The following is a 17,166-nucleotide window of genomic DNA, read 5'->3' as shown; positions in this document are numbered from 1 at the left end:
CTCCTCAAACGCAACCCAGAGCTATGCACCTGCGTGCTCGATGGTGACAGAGTTGATGACGTCGCCCTGGCGGAGCTCGCCGATGACGTCCGAGCCCTCGACCGTCTGGCCAAAGACGGTGTAGCCGGAGTCAAGGCCGTGCTGGGGGCCAAGGCAGAAGTAGAACTGGGAGCCCGCGGAGTTGGGGTCCATGGAGCGCGCCATGGCAAGGGCGCGGTCCTCGTGGGAGTTGCGCGGGTTGACGGAGAACTCCTCGCGGATGCGATATCCCGGACCGCCGGTGCCGGGGCGGCCCGTCGGGCCAACCTCGCCGCGAGCGACCTGCTCGGGGGTCATCTCGCGCGTGTTGGGGCAGCCGCCCTGGATCACAAAGCCGGGAACGTAGCGATGGAACTTGAGGCCATCGTAGAAGCCGCTCTCGGCGAGCTCGCAGAAGTTTGCCACGTGGATGGGGGCACCCTCCCCGTCAAGGCGAACCCTCACGGAGCCGCGGGTAGTGTCAAACACGGCGACCTCGTCGCCGACGACCTTGTAGGACGGCGTGTAGAGCTGGTCTGGCATGAAGCCCATCTTCGTCCTTCCGACCAAGGGGCGCAGCGCGCCTCAGAATACTTCAACTGAGTAATTCTATCAGGAAGACGGGCGTTTCACATATTCGGCAGACAGCCTCAATCTGAGCCCGTGGCGCTCCAGGAGCCATAGGACGACGAGAAGAGCCGATCGTAGTCGCGCCCCGCGGTGACGGGAGAGAGGACGTAGCTCCCGTCGACGGAGGAGCCCTCGGCGTCCGCGAGGCGCTGCCAGGACTCGACGAGCGCGTCGCAGCGGTTGCGCAGCCAGCTCCCGAGCGTCAGGAGCTCCGTGGCGCCGTCGGCATACTCGCCGCCGAGGTCCCTCAGCTCGGTGACCGTGGTGATGAGGTTGGAGACCTCTATCGAGAGGGCGCTCGCCCCGCTCAGCCCCTCGGCGCCGGCGGAGGCGTCACCCTCGCTCACAGCGGCGCGGAGCTCCTCCTCGCTCGCATCCGCCCGCTCAGATAGGGTGCCGAGGCTCTCATGGGCGGACTCGAGGCGCTCGAGCTCGCTCTGGTCGTCCGACGAGGGGTCTCTCCCCACGTCCTGCCCCGTAAGGGAGTCGACGACGCCCGGGAAGCCGGACATCGAGGTGTCTGCGGGCTCCTTGGCACGGGTCTGCGTTGCCATGGGGTCCCACGGGTGCGTGATGAGCAGCGTTGCCCCGCCGACGATGAGAACCGCGAAGAGGGCCGCGAAGGCAAACGCCCTGGGCCGCGGGATGCGGTCGCGCCGAGCGGCCGGCGACTCCTCGTCGCTCTCCGGGGGGATGGCGCTCTCGATGCGCATCGTGGGAACGGCCGAGGCGTCCAGGGCATCCATCATGCCGGTGTGGCCGATGTCCGGGACGCCGGCCTCGCGCACGGTGCGCGGAGGGTCGGCCTTGCGAAGGGAGGAGCCGCAGTTGGGGCAGACCGTCGCGTCGGGCGCGACGAGCGCGCCGCAGCCGGGGCACCACGTTGCCCCCGCAAGCGAGAACTTGCGGGTAACGTCGAGGGCGCTATGGCAGCTCGGGCACTCGAGAGCGTCGTCTCTCACGCTTGCTCCGCAGGTGGGGCACCTCATTGCGACGCGGTCCTCCCCTCTCCCTCCTCAAGGGCGTCCAGAACGTAGGGAAGGATACCCCCGCGCGCGAGGAACGAACCCTCCATGGGCGTGTCAACGCGCACGACGCACTCAAAGCTGAAAGAGGTCCCGTCGGGCCTTGTCGCCGTGACGCGCGCCGTGCGGGAGGCGGGTAGGCCGCCCGAGAGGTCCACGGGAGAGACGTCGAGCGTCTCGTCGCCGCGCAGGCCGAGCGCGGAGGCGCTCTCCCCCTCCGCAAACTGAAGCGGCAGCACCCCCATCTGCACGAGGTTGGAGCGGTGAATGCGCTCGAAGCTCTCGGCGATCACGGCGCGCACGCCAAGGAGCAGCGGGCCCTTGCCGGCCCAATCGCGGCTCGAGCCGGATCCGTAGAGCCTGCCGGCAACGACGACGAGCGGAACGCCCGCGGCGCCATAGGCCTCGGCGGCGTCAAAGATGGGCTCCACCTCACCCGTGAGGAGGTTCTTGGTCCAGCCGCCCTGACGGCCATCGGCAAGGGCGTTTCTGAGCTTCACGTTGGCAAAGGTGCCGCGTGCCATGACCTCGTGGTTGCCGCGACGCGCCCCGTAGGTGTTGAAGTCCTCGGGGGCAACCCCGCGCTCGGTCAGGTAGCGCGCCGCCGGGGAGTCCGCGGCAATCGAGCCCGCGGGCGAGATGTGGTCGGTCGTGACGAAGTCGCCGAGAAGCGCGAGCATGCGCGCGCCCCTGACCTCGAGGGTCTGGGCGGGACGGGCGATGTCAAAGTAGGGCGCGCGGCGCACGTAGGTCGAGGTCGGGTCCCAGGGGAACGTCGAGGACTCGGAGGAGGCAATGGAGCGCCAGACGTCCGAACCCTCAAGAAGACCGCGCGACCCCTCCTCAAAGAGAGAGGCGTCACAGTGCGCGCTGAGGGCGGTGGAGACCTCGTCGTCTGTGGGCATGATGTCCGAGAGCATGACCGGGGTTCCGTCCGGGGAGGTCCCCACCGGCTCGGCGGTGAGGTCCACGTCAACGGTTCCGGCAAGCGAGTAGGCAACGACGAGGGCGGGGGCGGCGAGGTAGTTCTGGCTCACGTCCGGCGAGATCCTGCCCTCAAAGTTGCGGTTTCCGGAAAGGACGCTCGTGAGCTCGAGCTCGCCCGCGTGGGACTTAAGGCACGCCTTGATCTCGCCGGAGTTGCCTATGCAGCTCATGCAGCCAAATCCGCAGGTGAAAAAGCCCAGGGAGCGCAGGGGCGCAAGGAGGCCGCAGCGCTCGAGGAGAAGCTCGGTGGCGTGGCTGCCGGGCGCGAGCACCTTCTTGACCCACGGCTTGGGAGAGAGCCCGCGCTCCACGGCGTGCTTGGCGAGAAGCCCCGCGGCAACCATCATGGCGGGGTCGGTTGCGGTGGTGCAGCTCGTGATGGCCGCGATGGCGATGGCGCCGTGGCCGAGCTCGCCCACACCCTCAACCTCAACCTTATCCTCACGAGAGCGTCCCGATTCCTGCAGAGCGCTCTCGAAGCGCTCCCTGAGGCCGCCGATGGTGACGCGGTCGTGCGGCCTTGAGGGTCCGGCAAGCGAGGGCTTTATCGAGGTGAGGTCGAACGTGAGGGTTCGCGCGTAGACGCGCTCCTCGCTTGAGCCAAAGACACCCTGCTCGCAGAGGTAGGAGCGTGCAAAGGCAAGCTCGGCGGCATCACGGCCGGCAAGCGCAAGGTAGTCGAGGGTCTCGTCATCAACCGGGAAGAGCGTGGCGGTGGCGCCGTACTCGGGCGTCATGTTGGACACACAGGCGCGCTGGGTTGCGGTGAGCGACGAGACGCCCTCGCCCGTGACCTCGACGATGGAGCCGACGACGCCCTCGGACCTCAGGAGCTGCGCCACCGTGAGCGCAACGTCCATGCCGGACACGCCGGCGGGAAGCGCGCCGAGGAGCCTCAGCTCAACGACGGGCGGCACGAGCATGGAGACGGGCTGGCCGAGCGCCGCTGCCTCCGCCTCGATCCCGCCGACGCCCCAGCCGAGCACGCCCACGCCGTTTGCGGTCGTTGTGTGGGAGTCCGTGCCGACCAGCGTGTCAAAGCAGGCAACGTCCTTCTCGGCGCGGGAGAGGGCGTCCGTGGTCACCACGCTGCAGAAGCGCTCGATGTTGAGCTGGTGGCAGATGCCGCCGCCCGGCGGGACGATCTCCACGTTCTGGAAGGAGCGGCTCGCCCACTTGAGGAAGGCAAAGCGCTCGCGGTTGCGCGCGGCCTCGATCTCCTGGTTCTTCTCGACGGCTCCGGGGCACTCGGCAACGTCGGCAATGACGGAGTGGTCGACGATGAGCGTGCAGGGAATCTGGGGGTTCACCCGCAGCGGGTCTCCCCCACGCTCCACCATGGCATCGCGCATCGCGGCAAAGTCAACAAAGACGGGCACACCCGTGAAGTCCTGGAAGAGGACGCGCGCCGGCATGAACTCGATCTCGTCGCCTGCCGTGCCGGCCGTTCCCGCGGAGACGATGGCATCTGCCATCCGCACGGCGTCGTCGTCCGTTGCGGCGCGGCGCACGACGTTTTCCAGGAGCGTGACCAGCGCCCGGGGGAGCTTCTGCGCGCCGGGAATGCCCGAGACCACGTACGCAAGGCGAGAGATGCCGTCGCGCTCGATGACCACCGGACGACGGGCCTCGAGAACCGCCGAGCCAAACGCGCTACTCACCGTCATGCTTACCCTCCACCCTTCTCACGAGCCGCAGGAAGTGCTCGTTTGTCTCGTATCCCGCCAGCGAGCGGTTGTACATCCAGTTGAAGAAGGCCACCGCCACGAGCCCGGCGACCACGATCACGACCCCCATGCTACCCGTTAGGTCAACGATCTCGAAGAAGGGGGCAAAGACCGTACACCCAAGCGCAACAATGGAAACGATGGCGGCGAGAAGCGCAGCGCGCAGCGCCGTGAGGGGCTGGGAGATGCGCCAGATGAGTGCCACGCCCACAAAGGCGACGAGAACCGTGCAGACGGTTGAGATCTCGTCAAAGGAGTGGTTGAGCGCGCGGCCAACGACGAGCTCCGAGAAGAGGGCGGCGAGAATTGCCGCGGACGCCGGCAGCGAGCGCGCGAGCACGTTGGCGAGGAAGCTGCCGCGCACGCGCTCGTGGTTGGGCTCGAGGGCGAGGACGAACGAGGGGATGCCGATCACCGCGGTGGAGAGCAGGGACATCTGGATGGGGATGAACGGGTAGGGCGGCATGACGATGCAGACGAGCGCGAGCGCCGCCGTGAAGACCGTCTTGACGAGGAAGAGCGCCGCCGAGCGCTGGAGGTTGTTGATCGAGCGGCGCCCCTCCGCCACGACCTCGGGCATGTGGGAGAAGTCGTTGTCCGCGAGGACGATCTCCGAGACGTTGCGCGCCGCGGCGGACCCCGATGCCATGGCCACGGAGCAGTCCGCCTCGCGCAGCGCCAGAACGTCGTTCACGCCGTCGCCCGTCATGGCGACGATGCGGCCCCTGCGATGGAGCGCCTGGACAAGCTCTCGCTTCTGCTGGGGGGTCACGCGGCCAAACACGCGCGCGGTATCGACGGCGGCGTCGAGCTCCTCCGGCGTGGCGAGGGTCGTCGCGTCCACGTACCTCTCGGCATGGGGAACGCCGGCGCGCGCGGCGATGGCAGAGACGGTGCGGGGGTCGTCGCCCGAGATGACGCGCAGCTCAACGCCCTGGTCAAGGAAGTAGCGCATGGTGTCGGGGGCCGTGGTGCGGATCTCGTCCCTGATGGCCACGCACCCGAGCAGGGTCACCTCGCCGCACAGCGCCCCGTCATCTAAAAAGCCCTCCGCCTCCCCCACCACGAGCACGCGCTCCGTGGCGTCAAAGGCGCGGGCGAGCGCGTCCGCCTCGCCCGCGCGCCCCGCGCCCAGGACAAAGGCGGCCGCCCCCATGACGAGGGCGCGCCCGTCGGCGGTCACGCAGCCGGAGAACTTGCGCGCGGACGAGAAGGGCACCACGCGCGCAACGGGCGTGGCGGGGAGGTTCTTCTCGGCGGCATAGCGCAAGATCGCGCGGGCGGTCTCGTTGGCGTCCGCCTCGTTGGCTCGGACGATGGCGGCAAGCGAGCGCTCCACGTCGCTCGGGGTGCTCCCGGGCGCGGCGACCACCTCGGCCACCTCCATCTCGCCCGTGGTGATGGTCCCGGTCTTGTCCAGGCAGAGCGTATCCACGCGCGCGAGGGTCTCCACGCAGTAGGCCTGCTGGACGAGGACCATGCGACGTCCCAGGCGGAAGGTCGCGATGGCGAGGACGGACGAGGTGAGCAGCACGAGCCCCTGGGGGATCATGCCGATGACGGCGGCAACCGAGGTGAGGATGGCGTCGTTGAGGCTCCCGCCGTCCATGAGCACGGACCTGAGAAAGAGCCCCAGGCCGAGCGGCACGAGAACGACGGTGCCCAGGCGGATGATGGCGCGCAGGGTGTCCTGGATCTCAGAGCGCACGGCCTTGACGTACTTGGCCTCGGCGTTGATGCGGGCGGCGTAGCCCTCGGCCCCCACGCGCGTGACGCGGGCGACGAGGCTGCCGGCATCGACGAAGCTGCCCGAGAGCAGCTCGTCGCCAGGGCCCTTGGAGACGGGCTTGGCCTCGCCGGTGAGCAGGCTCTCGTTCATGGACACGTAGCCCTCGACGATGAGCGCGTCTGCGGGCACCTGGTCTCCATGGGCAAGGCGCATGAGGTCGTCGGCAACGAGCTCGGAGGGCGCAATCGCGCGCTCCCCCGAAGCCCGGATGACCGTGACCTCCTTCTGCGTGAGGATGGTGAGCTTGTCCACCATGCGCTTGGCGCGAATCTCCTGCGAGACGCCAATGAGCAGATTGGCGCCCACGACGCACATGAAGAGCATGTTGCGGTACTGCCCGGTGAGCAGAACGAGCACGGCGAGCGCGAGGTTGACGCCGTTGAAGAGCGTGAGGGCGTGCTCCGCGACAATCTGTCGCACGGACTTGGTCTTGACGTCGGTGTTGGCGTTCGTGCGGCCCTCGGCAACGCGCGCGGCAACCTCGGCGTCCGTGAGGCCTCGGAGCGCCTCGTTCTTCTCGGCCACGTTCTCTCCCCTCTCGTCTGTGCGTGGACATTGTGCCACGCGCCGGGCGAGTCTCATCAAACCTTACGAAAAAGAGAGAATGTCTCCGCGAGCCCAAGGGGCAACAAAATACGGCCCGAACCAAAGGGCTCGGGCCGCCAGGCAGTCTCATGGTGCGCCCAGGGGGATTCGAACCCACGACCTTCTGCTCCGGAGGCAGACGCTCTCATCCACTGAGCTATGGGCGCGCGCAGGGAACGAGTATAGCGCATTCCACGGGCGCGCGCCCCGCCAAAGACGTGACGGCCACGTAACCGCGCGGTCACATCACCGTGGTATCATCGCGCGGAATTGTCCGCACCCCCACCACGGGAGCCCATATGATCGCAGTAGTCAAGGATTCGGCAACCACAGAGCAGCTCGACCACCTGGTACGGTGGATCGAGGGCCGCGGCTTCAAGACCAATGTCTCCCAGGGAGACAACGAGACCCTCATCGGCATCATCGGCGACACCACGCGCATCGACCCGTTCATCCTCGAGAGCATGGACATCGTCGAGCGCGTCCAGCGCGTCTCCGAGCCCTACAAGCTCGCCAACCGCAAGTTCCATCCCGAGGACACCGTCATCGACTGCGGCCACGGCGTGCTCGTGGGCGGCGGGAACTTCCAGGTCATCGCCGGGCCGTGCTCCGTGGAGGGCGAGAACCTCATTCGCATAGCCCGTGCGGCAAAGGCCGCTGGCGCCACCATGCTGCGCGGTGGCGCCTTCAAGCCGCGCACCTCGCCCTACACCTCCCAGGGCATGGGCGAGCGCGGGCTCGACCTGCTCATGGAGGCGGGCTCCGAGCTTGAGATGCCCGTCGTGACCGAGGTCATGGACCCGCGCGACGTGGAGCTCTTTATTCGCAAGGGCGTGAACGTCCTGCAGATCGGGGCGAGAAACGCCCAGAACTTCCCGCTCCTGCGCGAGGTGGGCCGCGCGGGAGCGCCGGTGCTGCTCAAGCGCGGCATGTCGCAGACCATCGACGAGCTGCTCATGAGCGCCGAGTACGTGATGAGCGAGGGCAACGCGAGCGTCATGCTCTGCGAGCGCGGCATCCGCACCTTTGAGACGCGCACGAGAAACACCTTCGACGTGAACGCCATCCCGGTGCTCCACCACCTCACGCACCTGCCTGTGGTTGCCGACCCGAGCCACTCGACCGGCTACACGCGCTACGTGCGCCCGGCGGCCTACGCGGCGGTTGCCGCGGGCGCGGACGCCCTCGAGGTCGAGGTGCACGACTGCCCCTCGCAGGCATGGTCGGACGGCGCCCAGGCGCTCACTCCCCCGCAGTTTGCCGACGCCATGCGCCGCATCGCCCTTATCCGCGACGCCGTCACGGCGCCCATCGAGGAGGCATAGGTGGCAGGCACTAACGAGCAGCGTCCACTTTGTACCGGGTGCAAAGTGGACGCCCTGGACACCAGCGAGAAGAGCCCGACGTTTGTGCCCGGACGCTACGGCGTGGTGAGCCTCGGCCTCATGGGCGGCTCCTTTGCCAAGGCCTTTGCCGTCGCCGGCGCCGAGGTCTATGCGTGGAACCGTACCCGCTCCACGCTCGAGCTGGCCATGATCGAGGTCGTTTCCGGCGAGCTCAACGAGGAGACGATCCCCACCTGCGAGCTCATCGTCCTGGCGGGCTACCCCGCCTCCACCGTCGAGTGGCTCGAGCGCTACGCGCATCTCGTCTCGCCCGGCTCCATCGTCATCGACACCGTGGGCGTGAAGCGCGTCATCTGCGAGCGCTGCGAGAAGATCTGCCGCGACTACCCCTTCACCTTCGTGGGGTGCCACCCCATGGCGGGAACGCAGTACTCCGGGTTCGCGCACGCCCGCGCAACGATGTTCAAGGGCGCGCCCATGGTCGTGGTGCCCCCCGAGATGGACGAGTTTGAGCGCGCGAGCGTCCTGGAGCGCCTGAAGGAGCTTCTCGCGCCCTGCGCCTTCGGCAGCTTCACCCTGGCCACGGCCGAGGAGCACGACCGCAACATCGCCTTCACCTCCCAGCTCGCGCACGTGGTCTCGAACGCCTATGTCAAGAGCCCCACCGCCCGCGACCACAGGGGCTTCTCGGCCGGGAGCTACCGCGACCTCACGCGCGTGGCGCGCCTGAACGCCCCCATGTGGACCGAGCTCTTCCTCGACAACGCCGACTTCCTCTCCGAGGAGCTGGGCTGCGTCATTGGGAACCTCCAGGCATACAAGGACGCGCTCGACGCCCGCGACGCCGAGCGCCTTGAGTCGCTCCTTTCCGAGGGAGACCGCATCAAGAGAGAGATCGAGGGACGATGAGCGAGATAAACCCGTGTGCCGCGCCGCGCACCGTTCACGTGGGGACCGCGTCGCGCTCCTACGACGTGCACGTGGGGGCCGGCAACCTTGACGACCTGGGACGCGTTGTGGCGGGCACGGGGTCGTCCCGCGCCTGCGTGATAACCGAGACCAACGTCGGCCCGCTCTACGCCCAGGCGGCCGAGACCTCGCTTGCGGATGCGGGCGTTGACGTCACCGATCGGCTCGTCTTTCCCGCCGGAGAGGCATCGAAGAGCCTCGCGGTGCTCGGCGGCCTCCTCGAGGGCCTTGCCGAGCGCGGCCTCACGCGCGATGACGCCGTCATCGCCCTCGGCGGTGGCGTGACGGGAGACATGGCGGGGCTCTGCGCAGCGCTCTACCTGCGCGGCATTCGAGTCGTGCAGGTCCCCACCTCGCTTCTTGCCATGGTGGACTCCTCCGTTGGCGGCAAGACCGCCGTGGACCTCCCCGCCGGCAAGAACCTCGTGGGCGCCTTCTGGCAGCCGAGCGCCGTGCTCGCCGATGTGCGCTGCCTGGCGAGCGTGCCGCACGAGCTCCTCACGGACTCCTGCGGAGAGGTGATCAAGCACGCGGTTCTCGCCGATCCCGCCCTGCTCGACGAGCTCACGGAGCGCCCCCTCAACGCCCCCGGGACGGACGAGGGGAGGCTCGTTGACGTCGTCACCAGAAACGTTGAGATCAAGCGCGACGTCGTGGACGCCGACGAGCGCGAGCGCGGCCTCAGGCAGACGCTCAACCTCGGCCACACGATCGGACACGCCATCGAGTCCGCGAGCGACTTCACCCTCGGGCACGGCTCCTGCGTTGCGGCGGGGCTCTGCATGATGACGCGCGCCTCCGCCCGGAGGGGCTGGTGCACGAGCGAGACCGCCGCGCGCATCGAGCGCTGCGTTGCCGCCCACGCGCTGCCCACGGGCTGCGACCTCCCCGCGGACCTGCTGCTCCACTACATGGCGCACGACAAGAAGCGCCACGGGGGCTCGGTGAACATCGTCGTGCCCGTTGAGGTGGGCCACGTTGAGGTGAGGCGCGCGACCCTCGACGAGCTTCGCGAGCTTGTTGAGCTCGGCCGCGAGGAGGTGCGCTGATGAACGCCGTCGTGGCACCGGCCCCGCTCACCGGGGAGGTCAGGGCGCCCTCGTCAAAGTCCGAGGCGCACCGCCTGCTCGTCTGCGCGGCCTTTGCCCCCGGGACCACCGACATCGATTGCACGACCACCTCGGCGGACATCGAGGCGACCGTTCGCTGCCTCGAGGCGCTCGGGGCAAAGATCGCGCGCACGAGGGTGGGCTTTCGCGTGAGGCCCGTTCCGGGCAGCTCCGCCACCGACAACGTCCCCGAGCCCACCCCGGACGCCCTTCTCGACTGCGGGGAGTCCGGCTCCACCCTGCGCTTCCTGCTCCCGGCGGTGGCCGCCCTCGGCCGCGGCGGGCGCCTCACGGGCTCGGGGAGGCTTCCCGAGCGCCCGCTCTCGCCTCTCTACGAGGAGCTCGTCGCCCATGGCGTGACGCTCTCGCCGCAGGGGAAGATGCCCCTCAGCGTGAGCGGCAAGCTGCGCCCCGGGCGCTTTGAGCTGCCGGGAAACGTCTCCTCGCAGTTTGTGAGCGGCCTGCTCATGGCGGCCCCGCTCATGGGCGCGCCCGTCGAGGTGATCGTGAGGAAGCCCGTGGAGTCGCTCCCCTACATCACGATGACCGTTGACGCCCTCGCCCGCTTTGGCGTAGAGGTCAGCGAGAGTGACGCCGTGTCCGAGGACGGCGCCGAGGCCCGCTCGTATGTGGTCTCCGCCCCGCGCGGGCTCGTCTCCCCCGGCACCGTCAGCGTGGGCGGCGACTGGTCCAACGCCGCGTTCTGGCTCGCCGCGGGCGCGCTCGGCGAGAGGGGCGTCGCGGTGCGCGGCCTGAGCGACAAGAGCGCGCAGGGCGACCGCCAGATGCTCGCCGCGCTCGCGCTCTTTGGGGCGCGGGTCCTGCGCTCCCCCGACGGTGCCGCCGTGGAGCCCGACCGCCTTGTCGGCAGGACCCTTGACGTCAGGAGCTGCCCCGACCTCGTGCCGCCCCTTGCCGCCGTTGCCGCGGTCGCCGAGGGAACAACGAGGATCACCGGCGCCGCGCGCCTGAGGATCAAGGAGTCCGACCGCCTCGCCACCGTCTCGGCTGCCATTCGCGCCCTCGGGGGCTCTGCGAGCATCGATGGCGATGACCTCGTGATCGACGGCACGCCCCGGCCGCGCGGCGGCACCGTCGACGCCGCCAACGACCACCGCATCGCCATGATGGCCGCCGTGCTCGCCGCCCGCTGTGATACGCCCGTCACCATCGTTGGCGCCGAGTGCGTCTCAAAGTCCTATCCCGCCTTCTTCGAGGACCTCGTCGCCCTCGGCGGCAGCTGCGTGAAGGAGAACTGATGCCCTCTTCGTTTGGAACCACGCTCAGGGTGAGCGTCTTCGGTCAGTCCCACTCCCCCGCCGTCGGCTGCGTGGTGGAGGGGCTGCCCTCCGGCATGCGCGTTGACCTCGAGGCGCTCGAGGCCTTCGTCACCCGTCGCGCCCCCGGAAACGATCCGTGGGGCACCCCGCGCAAGGAGCCCGACCACCCGCGCATCGTCTCGGGGCTCAACACGCGCGGCGAGACCTGCGGCGCGCCCCTCGCCGCCATCATCGAGAACACCAACACCCGCTCGCAGGACTACGGCAACGTCCTCGACGTCCCGCGCCCCGGCCACGCGGACTTCACCGCCTGGGCCAAGTGGCACGGAGCCCAGGACGTCCCCGGCGGCGGGCACTTCTCGGGGCGTCTCACCGGACCGCTCTGCGTGGCGGGGGCCCTGGCGCTGCAGTGGCTCGCCACGCGCGGCGTGAGCGTGCGCGCGCACGTGGCGGAGCTCGCGGGCATTCCCGATGAGCCCTTCTCCGCGCTCGACAACTCGCCCGAGGCCAACGCGCTTCTTTCCGAGCAGATGGCGTCCCTTGCCGACGGTCATCGCATGCCCACCATCAACGAGGCCGCGGGCCAACGCATGGTCGACACGGTCATGGCGGCCCGCGCCGAGAAGGACACCGTGGGTGGCATCGTGGAGTGCGCCTGCACCGGCCTTCCCGCGGGCGTGGGCTCGCCGATGTTCGACGGCATGGAGAACGTGCTCGCCCGCGCCCTCTTTGGCATCCCCGCCGTCAAGGGCGTGGAGTTCGGGCGCGGCTTTGACGTCGCCCGCATGCGCGGCACCCAGAACAACGACCCGTTCGAGGTGCGCGACGGCACCTGCGTGCCCCGCACCAACAACGCGGGCGGCATCCTCGGCGGCATCACCACCGGCGCCCCGCTCCTCGTGCGCTGCGCCCTCAAGCCCATCTCGAGCGTGATGGTCGAGCAGGACTCCGTTGACCTCACCACGATGGAGCCCGCCCGCCTCAAGGTCCACGGACGCCACGACACCACCGCGGTCATCCGCGCGGTCCCCGTGGTCGAGGCCGTCTGCGCCCTCGCAGTGGCCGACGCCCTCCTCACCTGGCCGGCCGAGTAGTCGCCTCGGGGTTGGCGGGCGGCGGGCGCGAAGGTCCGGCACTGCAAGGGCACCAAGGTCGGGCGGGGACAGGCGGGAAGGTCCGGCGCTCGGACAGTCCTCGCCTCGCAAAGAGCGCTCGGCTGCGGAACTCACGGCGGACCTTCCCGCCTGTCCCCGCCCGACGTGAAAGTCATTTCCGTCACAGGTCAGGGACCGCCTCGAGAACGCCCGGGCCATTCGGTCCGCCGCGAGTTCTTGCCGAGCGTTCTTCTCGGCAAGCTGTCTGAGCGCCGGACCGAATGGGCCGGGCGTCCGGTAACGTATCATTGACGATTATTCCGATAGAGGGAGAAGACATGGCAGAGCTCAGCGAGCTGAGACAGCGGATAGACCAGATCGACGGGAAGATCTTCGAGCTCTTCTCCGAGCGCGCGCAGGTCTCGGAGGAGGTTGCGGCGTACAAGCGCGAGAACGGCATGCGCGTGTTTGACCCCTCGAGAGAGCGCGCGAAGGTCGCGGCCGCGGCAGAGGCGGCGCCCGAGGACCTGGAGACGTACGCGCAGGTGCTCATGGAGCTTCTCATGGAGGCCTCGCGCTCGCGCCAGCACGCCCTTCTCGGCGATGCCTCGGACGACCGCACGCTCGCGCGCATCAACGCCGCCCGTGCCGCAACGCCCGAGCTCTTCCCGCCCTCGGCACACGTGAGCTGCCAGGGCGTGGAGGGCGCCTACTCGCAGATTGCGGCCGAGAAGATCTTCCGCCACCCCACCATCACGTACTCCCCCACCTTTGACGGCGTCTTCCGCACCGTGGAGCAGGGCCTCGCCCGCTACGGCGTGCTGCCGCTCGAGAACTCCACCGCGGGCTCCGTCAACCAGATGTTCGATCTCATGATGGAGCACTCGTTTCACATCGTCCGCACCACGCGCGTGAAGGTCTCGCACAACCTCCTTGCCAAGCCGGGGACCGCGCTCTCCGACGTGCGCGACATCTACAGCCACGAGCAGGCCATCAACCAGTGCGCCGAGTTCCTCTCGGGCCTGCCGGACGTGCGCGTCCACGTGTGCGAGAACACCGCCGTGGCCGCCAAGCGCGTGGCGGAGTCCGAGCGCGCCGACGTGGCCGCCCTCTCGTCTCGCCCCTGCGCCGAGCTCTACGGGCTCGTTGCCCTCTCCTCAAACGTGCAGGACCGCGACAACAACTACACGCGCTTTGCCTGCATCTCAAAGGACCTCGAGGTCTACCCCGGTGCGGACCGAACCTCGCTCATGATCGTGCTGCCGCACCGCCCCGGCGCCCTCTACAAGCTGCTCGCAAAGTTCTACGCGCTCGACATCAACATCCTCAAGCTCGAGAGCCGCCCCATCCCCGAGCGCGACTTCGAGTTCATGTTCTACTTCGACGTGGAGTGCCCCGTGGCCTCGCCCGAGTTCTCCTCGCTCATGGCCACCATCGGGAGCCTCTGCCAGGAGTGCCGCTACCTGGGCAGCTATGCCGAGGTGATCTAGATGGCCCCTCAGAGCAGCGCCGCCGCGCCGTATGGCCTCATCGGGCACCCGCTGGGGCACAGCTGGTCGCCGCAGATCCACGCGCGCCTGGGCTCGGTTCCCTACGACCTCCACGACCTTGACGAGAAGGGCGCGGAGGACCTCATCCTCCGCGGCGCGTGGCGCGGCCTCAACGTGACCATCCCTCACAAGCGGCTCGCAGCGGGACTCGCCGACGAGCGCTCGAGCCGTGTGGACGCGCTCGGTGTTGCCAACACCCTTGTGAGGAGGCCGGACGGCTCGATCTTTGCCGAGAACACCGACGTGCTCGGGTTCTCCCTCATGCTCGAGCGGTTCTTCCTTCGCGAGCACGGCGTCGCGCCGTCTGAGCTTCTCGCCAATCGCACCGCGCTCGTTCTGGGCTCGGGTGGGGCGAGCCGTGCCGTGCGCGCGGCGCTCGAGGAGACGGGCGCTCGTGTCGTGGTGGTGTCGCGGTCGGGCAACGAGACCTACGAGGGGCTTGTGGATCGACGCGCGGATGCCGTCCTCATCGTCAACACGACGCCCGTGGGAATGTTCCCCGCCTGCCCCTCCTCCCCGCTCGACGAGGAGACGCTTGCCTCATTCCATGGTCTTCTCGGCGTTCTTGACGTTGTCTATAACCCGTGCCGCACCGGTCTTTGCCTTGCAGCCGAGCGTCTGGGGATTCCCTCGGAGAGCGGCCTTGCCATGCTGGTGGGGCAGGCCCTCTTTGCGAGCGAGCTCTTCCAGGCGCGCGCCCTGGACCGGGGGCTCGTGGGTGCCATTGAGCGCGAGATACGCCTTCAGACCCAAAACGTCGTGCTCATCGGCATGCCCGGGGCGGGAAAGTCATCCTGCGGGCGCGCGCTCGCGCGGCTTTTAGGCAGGCCCTTCGTTGACATCGACGACGCCCTCGAGCTTGAGTGCGGGCGCAGCGCGGCCCAGATCATCCGCGAGGACGGGGAGGACGCGTTCCGCTCGGTCGAAACGGCCGTCACCGGCAGCTACGGCGCTCGCTCGGGGCTCGTCATCGCGTGCGGGGGCGGCGTGGTCACAAGACCCGAGAACTACGACCTCATCCACCAGAACGGACTCATCGTCTTTCTCGACCGCCCGATCGAGGAGCTCTCGTCCAGCGGGCGTCCCGTCTCGCAGGCCAAGGGGGTCGAGCGGCTCGCGGAGGAGCGCATGGGGCTCTACCGCGCGTGGGCCGACCTCACCGTGCGCTGCACAGGCTCCGCTGAGGGGGACGCAGAGGCCGTTCGCGGACTTTTCATAGGCTAAATCGTGCAGTTTTGTTGGTGCAGCCACCGTCTGCGGCACCGCTCGGCGGAGTGGGGGCCACATACCCCCGGTGCCCGTATACTGTGCTTTCGAAATGATAATTGGACTGTCGGGCATGAGGTGAGTGGAGACGGGGCTCCAGCTCGCGATTCGACGACGGGAAGGGTCGCGAAGTGGACAGACGCCAGATAGCGGAGGAAGTCCTCGCCGCAGTGGGCGGCAGGGAGAACGTCACTGCGAATGACATCTGCATGACGCGCCTGAGGATTCTCACCGAAGACCCCTCCCTCGTTGACACCGAGCAGCTCTCCGCGGCGCGTGGCGTCCTCGGGTTTGTCAAGCGCGGCGAGAACGGCATCGAGGTCGTCTTTGGTCCCGGCAAGGTCGAGGCCGTTCATGAGGCGCTCGTGCAGCTCACCGGCGTTGAGGCCGACGAGGAGATCTTTGACGGCGTCTCGGGCGCCGGTCCCTCCCCGCTCCACGTCCACATCACCGCAAACCCCCTTCGTGACGCCGCGCGCGCCCAGAACGAGGCAGAAGACCTCGACGATTTGACCCCCACCGAGAAGGAGGCCTCCGTCGAGGACCTCGTGAGCATGCTCGACACCATGGAGACGGAAGACGCCGCGGGGATTTCCCCCGTTGAGGAGGGGAACTCCGAGGAAGACGAGGAAGAACCCGTCGAGACGAGCGCGCGCGTGCTCGTGATCAACGGCCCCAACATCAACATGCTCGGCATCCGCGAGCCGGACATCTACGGTCACGACTCCTACCAGGCAATGCTGCGCATCTGCCACGACGCCGCGCAGGAGGCCGGCTTTGCGGGCTGCACCTGCTTCCAGTCCAACCACGAGGGCGACCTCATCGACGCCATCCAGGACGCCTACGGCACCTACGCCGGCATCATCATCAACCCCGGCGCCTACACCCACACCTCCATCGCCATTCTCGACGCGGCCAAGGCGGTGGGCCTTCCCATGATCGAGGTCCACATCTCAAACGTGGAGGAGCGCGAGGAGTTCCGCCAGGTGTCCTACATCCGCGCCGCCTGCTTCGAGACCATCATGGGCCTGGGCGTCGAGGGCTACCGCAAGGCCATCTTCGACATGGCGGAGCACCTGGGGCTCTAGGGTCTTTTGTCCCTCTCGCCCGTTTTAAAATGTGGCGCTCTGGCAGCACAAGAAGCGCGGCAGCTAGCGGCCGCGGCAGTTCCAGATGCCGCTCTCGGTGGCGATGAAGTCAACGGGAACGTCGTGCACCCCTACCGGCAGGGGGTTTGACGAGAGCATCGTGGTTCTCGCCAGCGCGATCTTGTCGCCCGGGTAGAAGGCAAGGAAGCGGTCGTAGTAGCCGCCGCCATAGCCCACGCGGTGGCCAGACCCGTCAAAGACCAGACCCGGAACAAGGCATACGGAGCCGACGAGCTCCGGCGTGGTCAGCGGCTCAGCGTTAGGGGCCGGCTCGAGGATGCCCATGACGCCCGGCTCGAGCTCGTCAAGCGAGAAGATCTCGCAGAAGTCCATTGCGTGCGCCGCCTTGTTCACGCGCGGGACGGCGACGCGACGCCCCTCCTCGAGGAGCTCGGCAATGATCGAGCGCGTGTCGACCTCGGGACCAAAGGAGACGTAGGTGAGCACGAGCTCGGCAGCGTCAAAGATGGGAAACGCCCTCAGGGAGGAGCGGATGGAAGCATCCGAGGAGGCTCGGCTGCGTGTGGGAATCGCCTTGCGAACGGAGAGGTAGTTGCTCCTCAGAGAGCTCTTGTCGGCATCCGTTCCGTATGAGCTTGCCAACGGGCCCTCCCCTCTCACAGTCGGTAACGAGTCAATGATA

At 68.3% G+C, this 17,166-nt stretch carries 13 protein-coding genes and 1 tRNA gene; 8 read left to right on the top strand and 6 right to left on the bottom strand.

What is annotated here, in order from left to right; genetic code table 11:
* Window positions 1-21: 21 nt before the first annotated feature.
* The 5 genes from QUW25_RS04410 to QUW25_RS04390 all read right to left on the bottom strand — a co-directional run bounded on the left by QUW25_RS04410 (window position 22) and on the right by QUW25_RS04390 (window position 6,928).
* Window positions 22-570: a peptidylprolyl isomerase gene (locus QUW25_RS04410; protein ID WP_289511010.1), complete on the bottom strand. Its 549-nt coding sequence runs from the start codon at window positions 568-570 to the stop codon at window positions 22-24.
* 98 nt (window positions 571-668) lie between these two features.
* Entirely contained in the window at window positions 669-1,637 is a 969-nt protein-coding gene (locus QUW25_RS04405) for a zinc ribbon domain-containing protein (RefSeq protein ID WP_289511009.1), read from the bottom strand.
* The gene (gene acnA, locus QUW25_RS04400; RefSeq protein WP_289511008.1) at window positions 1,634-4,327 is read right to left on the bottom strand and encodes an aconitate hydratase AcnA; all 2,694 of its coding nucleotides are present in this window, start codon (window positions 4,325-4,327) and stop codon (window positions 1,634-1,636) included. Before acnA ends, QUW25_RS04405 begins: the two co-directional genes overlap by 4 nt.
* Entirely contained in the window at window positions 4,314-6,701 is a 2,388-nt protein-coding gene (locus tag QUW25_RS04395; RefSeq protein ID WP_289511007.1) for an HAD-IC family P-type ATPase, read from the bottom strand. Before QUW25_RS04395 ends, acnA begins: the two co-directional genes overlap by 14 nt.
* A 150-nt stretch (window positions 6,702-6,851) precedes the next feature.
* Window positions 6,852-6,928: transfer RNA gene (locus QUW25_RS04390), tRNA-Arg, on the bottom strand.
* A gap of 132 nt (window positions 6,929-7,060) precedes the next feature.
* Here QUW25_RS04390 and aroF point away from each other — a divergent pair.
* The 8 genes from aroF to aroQ all read left to right on the top strand — a co-directional run bounded on the left by aroF (window position 7,061) and on the right by aroQ (window position 16,463).
* Window positions 7,061-8,086 carry a 3-deoxy-7-phosphoheptulonate synthase gene (gene aroF / locus QUW25_RS04385; protein ID WP_289511006.1) on the top strand — a complete coding sequence of 342 codons (1,026 nt, stop codon included), beginning with the start codon at window positions 7,061-7,063 and terminating at the stop codon, window positions 8,084-8,086.
* Window positions 8,087-9,016: a prephenate dehydrogenase gene (locus QUW25_RS04380; protein ID WP_289511005.1), complete on the top strand. Its 930-nt coding sequence runs from the start codon at window positions 8,087-8,089 to the stop codon at window positions 9,014-9,016. It abuts the gene before it with no gap.
* Window positions 9,013-10,125, top strand: a complete 1,113-nt coding sequence (gene aroB, locus QUW25_RS04375; RefSeq protein WP_289511004.1) for a 3-dehydroquinate synthase — start codon at window positions 9,013-9,015, stop codon at window positions 10,123-10,125. Before QUW25_RS04380 ends, aroB begins: the two co-directional genes overlap by 4 nt.
* Window positions 10,125-11,444: a 3-phosphoshikimate 1-carboxyvinyltransferase gene (gene aroA, locus QUW25_RS04370; RefSeq protein WP_289511003.1), complete on the top strand. Its 1,320-nt coding sequence runs from the start codon at window positions 10,125-10,127 to the stop codon at window positions 11,442-11,444. Before aroB ends, aroA begins: the two co-directional genes overlap by 1 nt.
* Entirely contained in the window at window positions 11,444-12,559 is a 1,116-nt protein-coding gene (gene aroC / locus QUW25_RS04365) for a chorismate synthase (RefSeq protein WP_289511002.1), read from the top strand. The genes aroA and aroC overlap by 1 nt, the downstream gene beginning before the upstream one ends.
* A gap of 338 nt (window positions 12,560-12,897) precedes the next feature.
* Window positions 12,898-14,049 (top strand): bifunctional chorismate mutase/prephenate dehydratase, encoded by a 1,152-nt coding sequence (locus QUW25_RS04360; protein ID WP_289511001.1) that lies wholly within the window; start codon window positions 12,898-12,900, stop codon window positions 14,047-14,049.
* Window positions 14,050-15,333, top strand: coding sequence for a shikimate kinase (locus QUW25_RS04355; RefSeq protein ID WP_289511000.1), 1,284 nt, complete (start codon window positions 14,050-14,052; stop codon window positions 15,331-15,333).
* Window positions 15,334-15,506: 173 nt separating this feature from the next.
* Window positions 15,507-16,463 (top strand): type II 3-dehydroquinate dehydratase, encoded by a 957-nt coding sequence (gene aroQ, locus QUW25_RS04350; protein WP_289510999.1) that lies wholly within the window; start codon window positions 15,507-15,509, stop codon window positions 16,461-16,463.
* Between the two features lie 63 nt (window positions 16,464-16,526).
* On the opposite strand, the gene QUW25_RS04345 is transcribed toward aroQ, so the two are convergent.
* Window positions 16,527-17,126 (bottom strand): 5-formyltetrahydrofolate cyclo-ligase, encoded by a 600-nt coding sequence (locus tag QUW25_RS04345; RefSeq protein ID WP_289510998.1) that lies wholly within the window; start codon window positions 17,124-17,126, stop codon window positions 16,527-16,529.
* Between the last annotated feature and the right edge of the window lie 40 nt (window positions 17,127-17,166).

Origin of the sequence: Thermophilibacter provencensis, from assembly GCF_030372065.1 — a bacterium.
GTDB classification, from domain to species: domain Bacteria; phylum Actinomycetota; class Coriobacteriia; order Coriobacteriales; family Atopobiaceae; genus Thermophilibacter; species Thermophilibacter provencensis_A.
This window is presented reverse-complemented; position numbering and strand designations above follow the sequence as displayed.

What these genes read in the sequence shown, in the direction of transcription:
- QUW25_RS04410 (WP_289511010.1), bottom strand. Translation starts at nt 570, where the DNA reads ATGGGCTTCATGCCAGACCAGCTCTACACGCCGTCCTACAAGGTCGTC.
- QUW25_RS04405 (WP_289511009.1), bottom strand. Translation starts at nt 1,637, where the DNA reads ATGAGGTGCCCCACCTGCGGAGCAAGCGTGAGAGACGACGCTCTCGAG.
- acnA (WP_289511008.1), bottom strand. Translation starts at nt 4,327, where the DNA reads ATGACGGTGAGTAGCGCGTTTGGCTCGGCGGTTCTCGAGGCCCGTCGT.
- aroF (WP_289511006.1), top strand. Translation starts at nt 7,061, where the DNA reads ATGATCGCAGTAGTCAAGGATTCGGCAACCACAGAGCAGCTCGACCAC.
- aroB (WP_289511004.1), top strand. Translation starts at nt 9,013, where the DNA reads ATGAGCGAGATAAACCCGTGTGCCGCGCCGCGCACCGTTCACGTGGGG.
- aroA (WP_289511003.1), top strand. Translation starts at nt 10,125, where the DNA reads ATGAACGCCGTCGTGGCACCGGCCCCGCTCACCGGGGAGGTCAGGGCG.
- aroC (WP_289511002.1), top strand. Translation starts at nt 11,444, where the DNA reads ATGCCCTCTTCGTTTGGAACCACGCTCAGGGTGAGCGTCTTCGGTCAG.
- QUW25_RS04360 (WP_289511001.1), top strand. Translation starts at nt 12,898, where the DNA reads ATGGCAGAGCTCAGCGAGCTGAGACAGCGGATAGACCAGATCGACGGG.
- QUW25_RS04355 (WP_289511000.1), top strand. Translation starts at nt 14,050, where the DNA reads ATGGCCCCTCAGAGCAGCGCCGCCGCGCCGTATGGCCTCATCGGGCAC.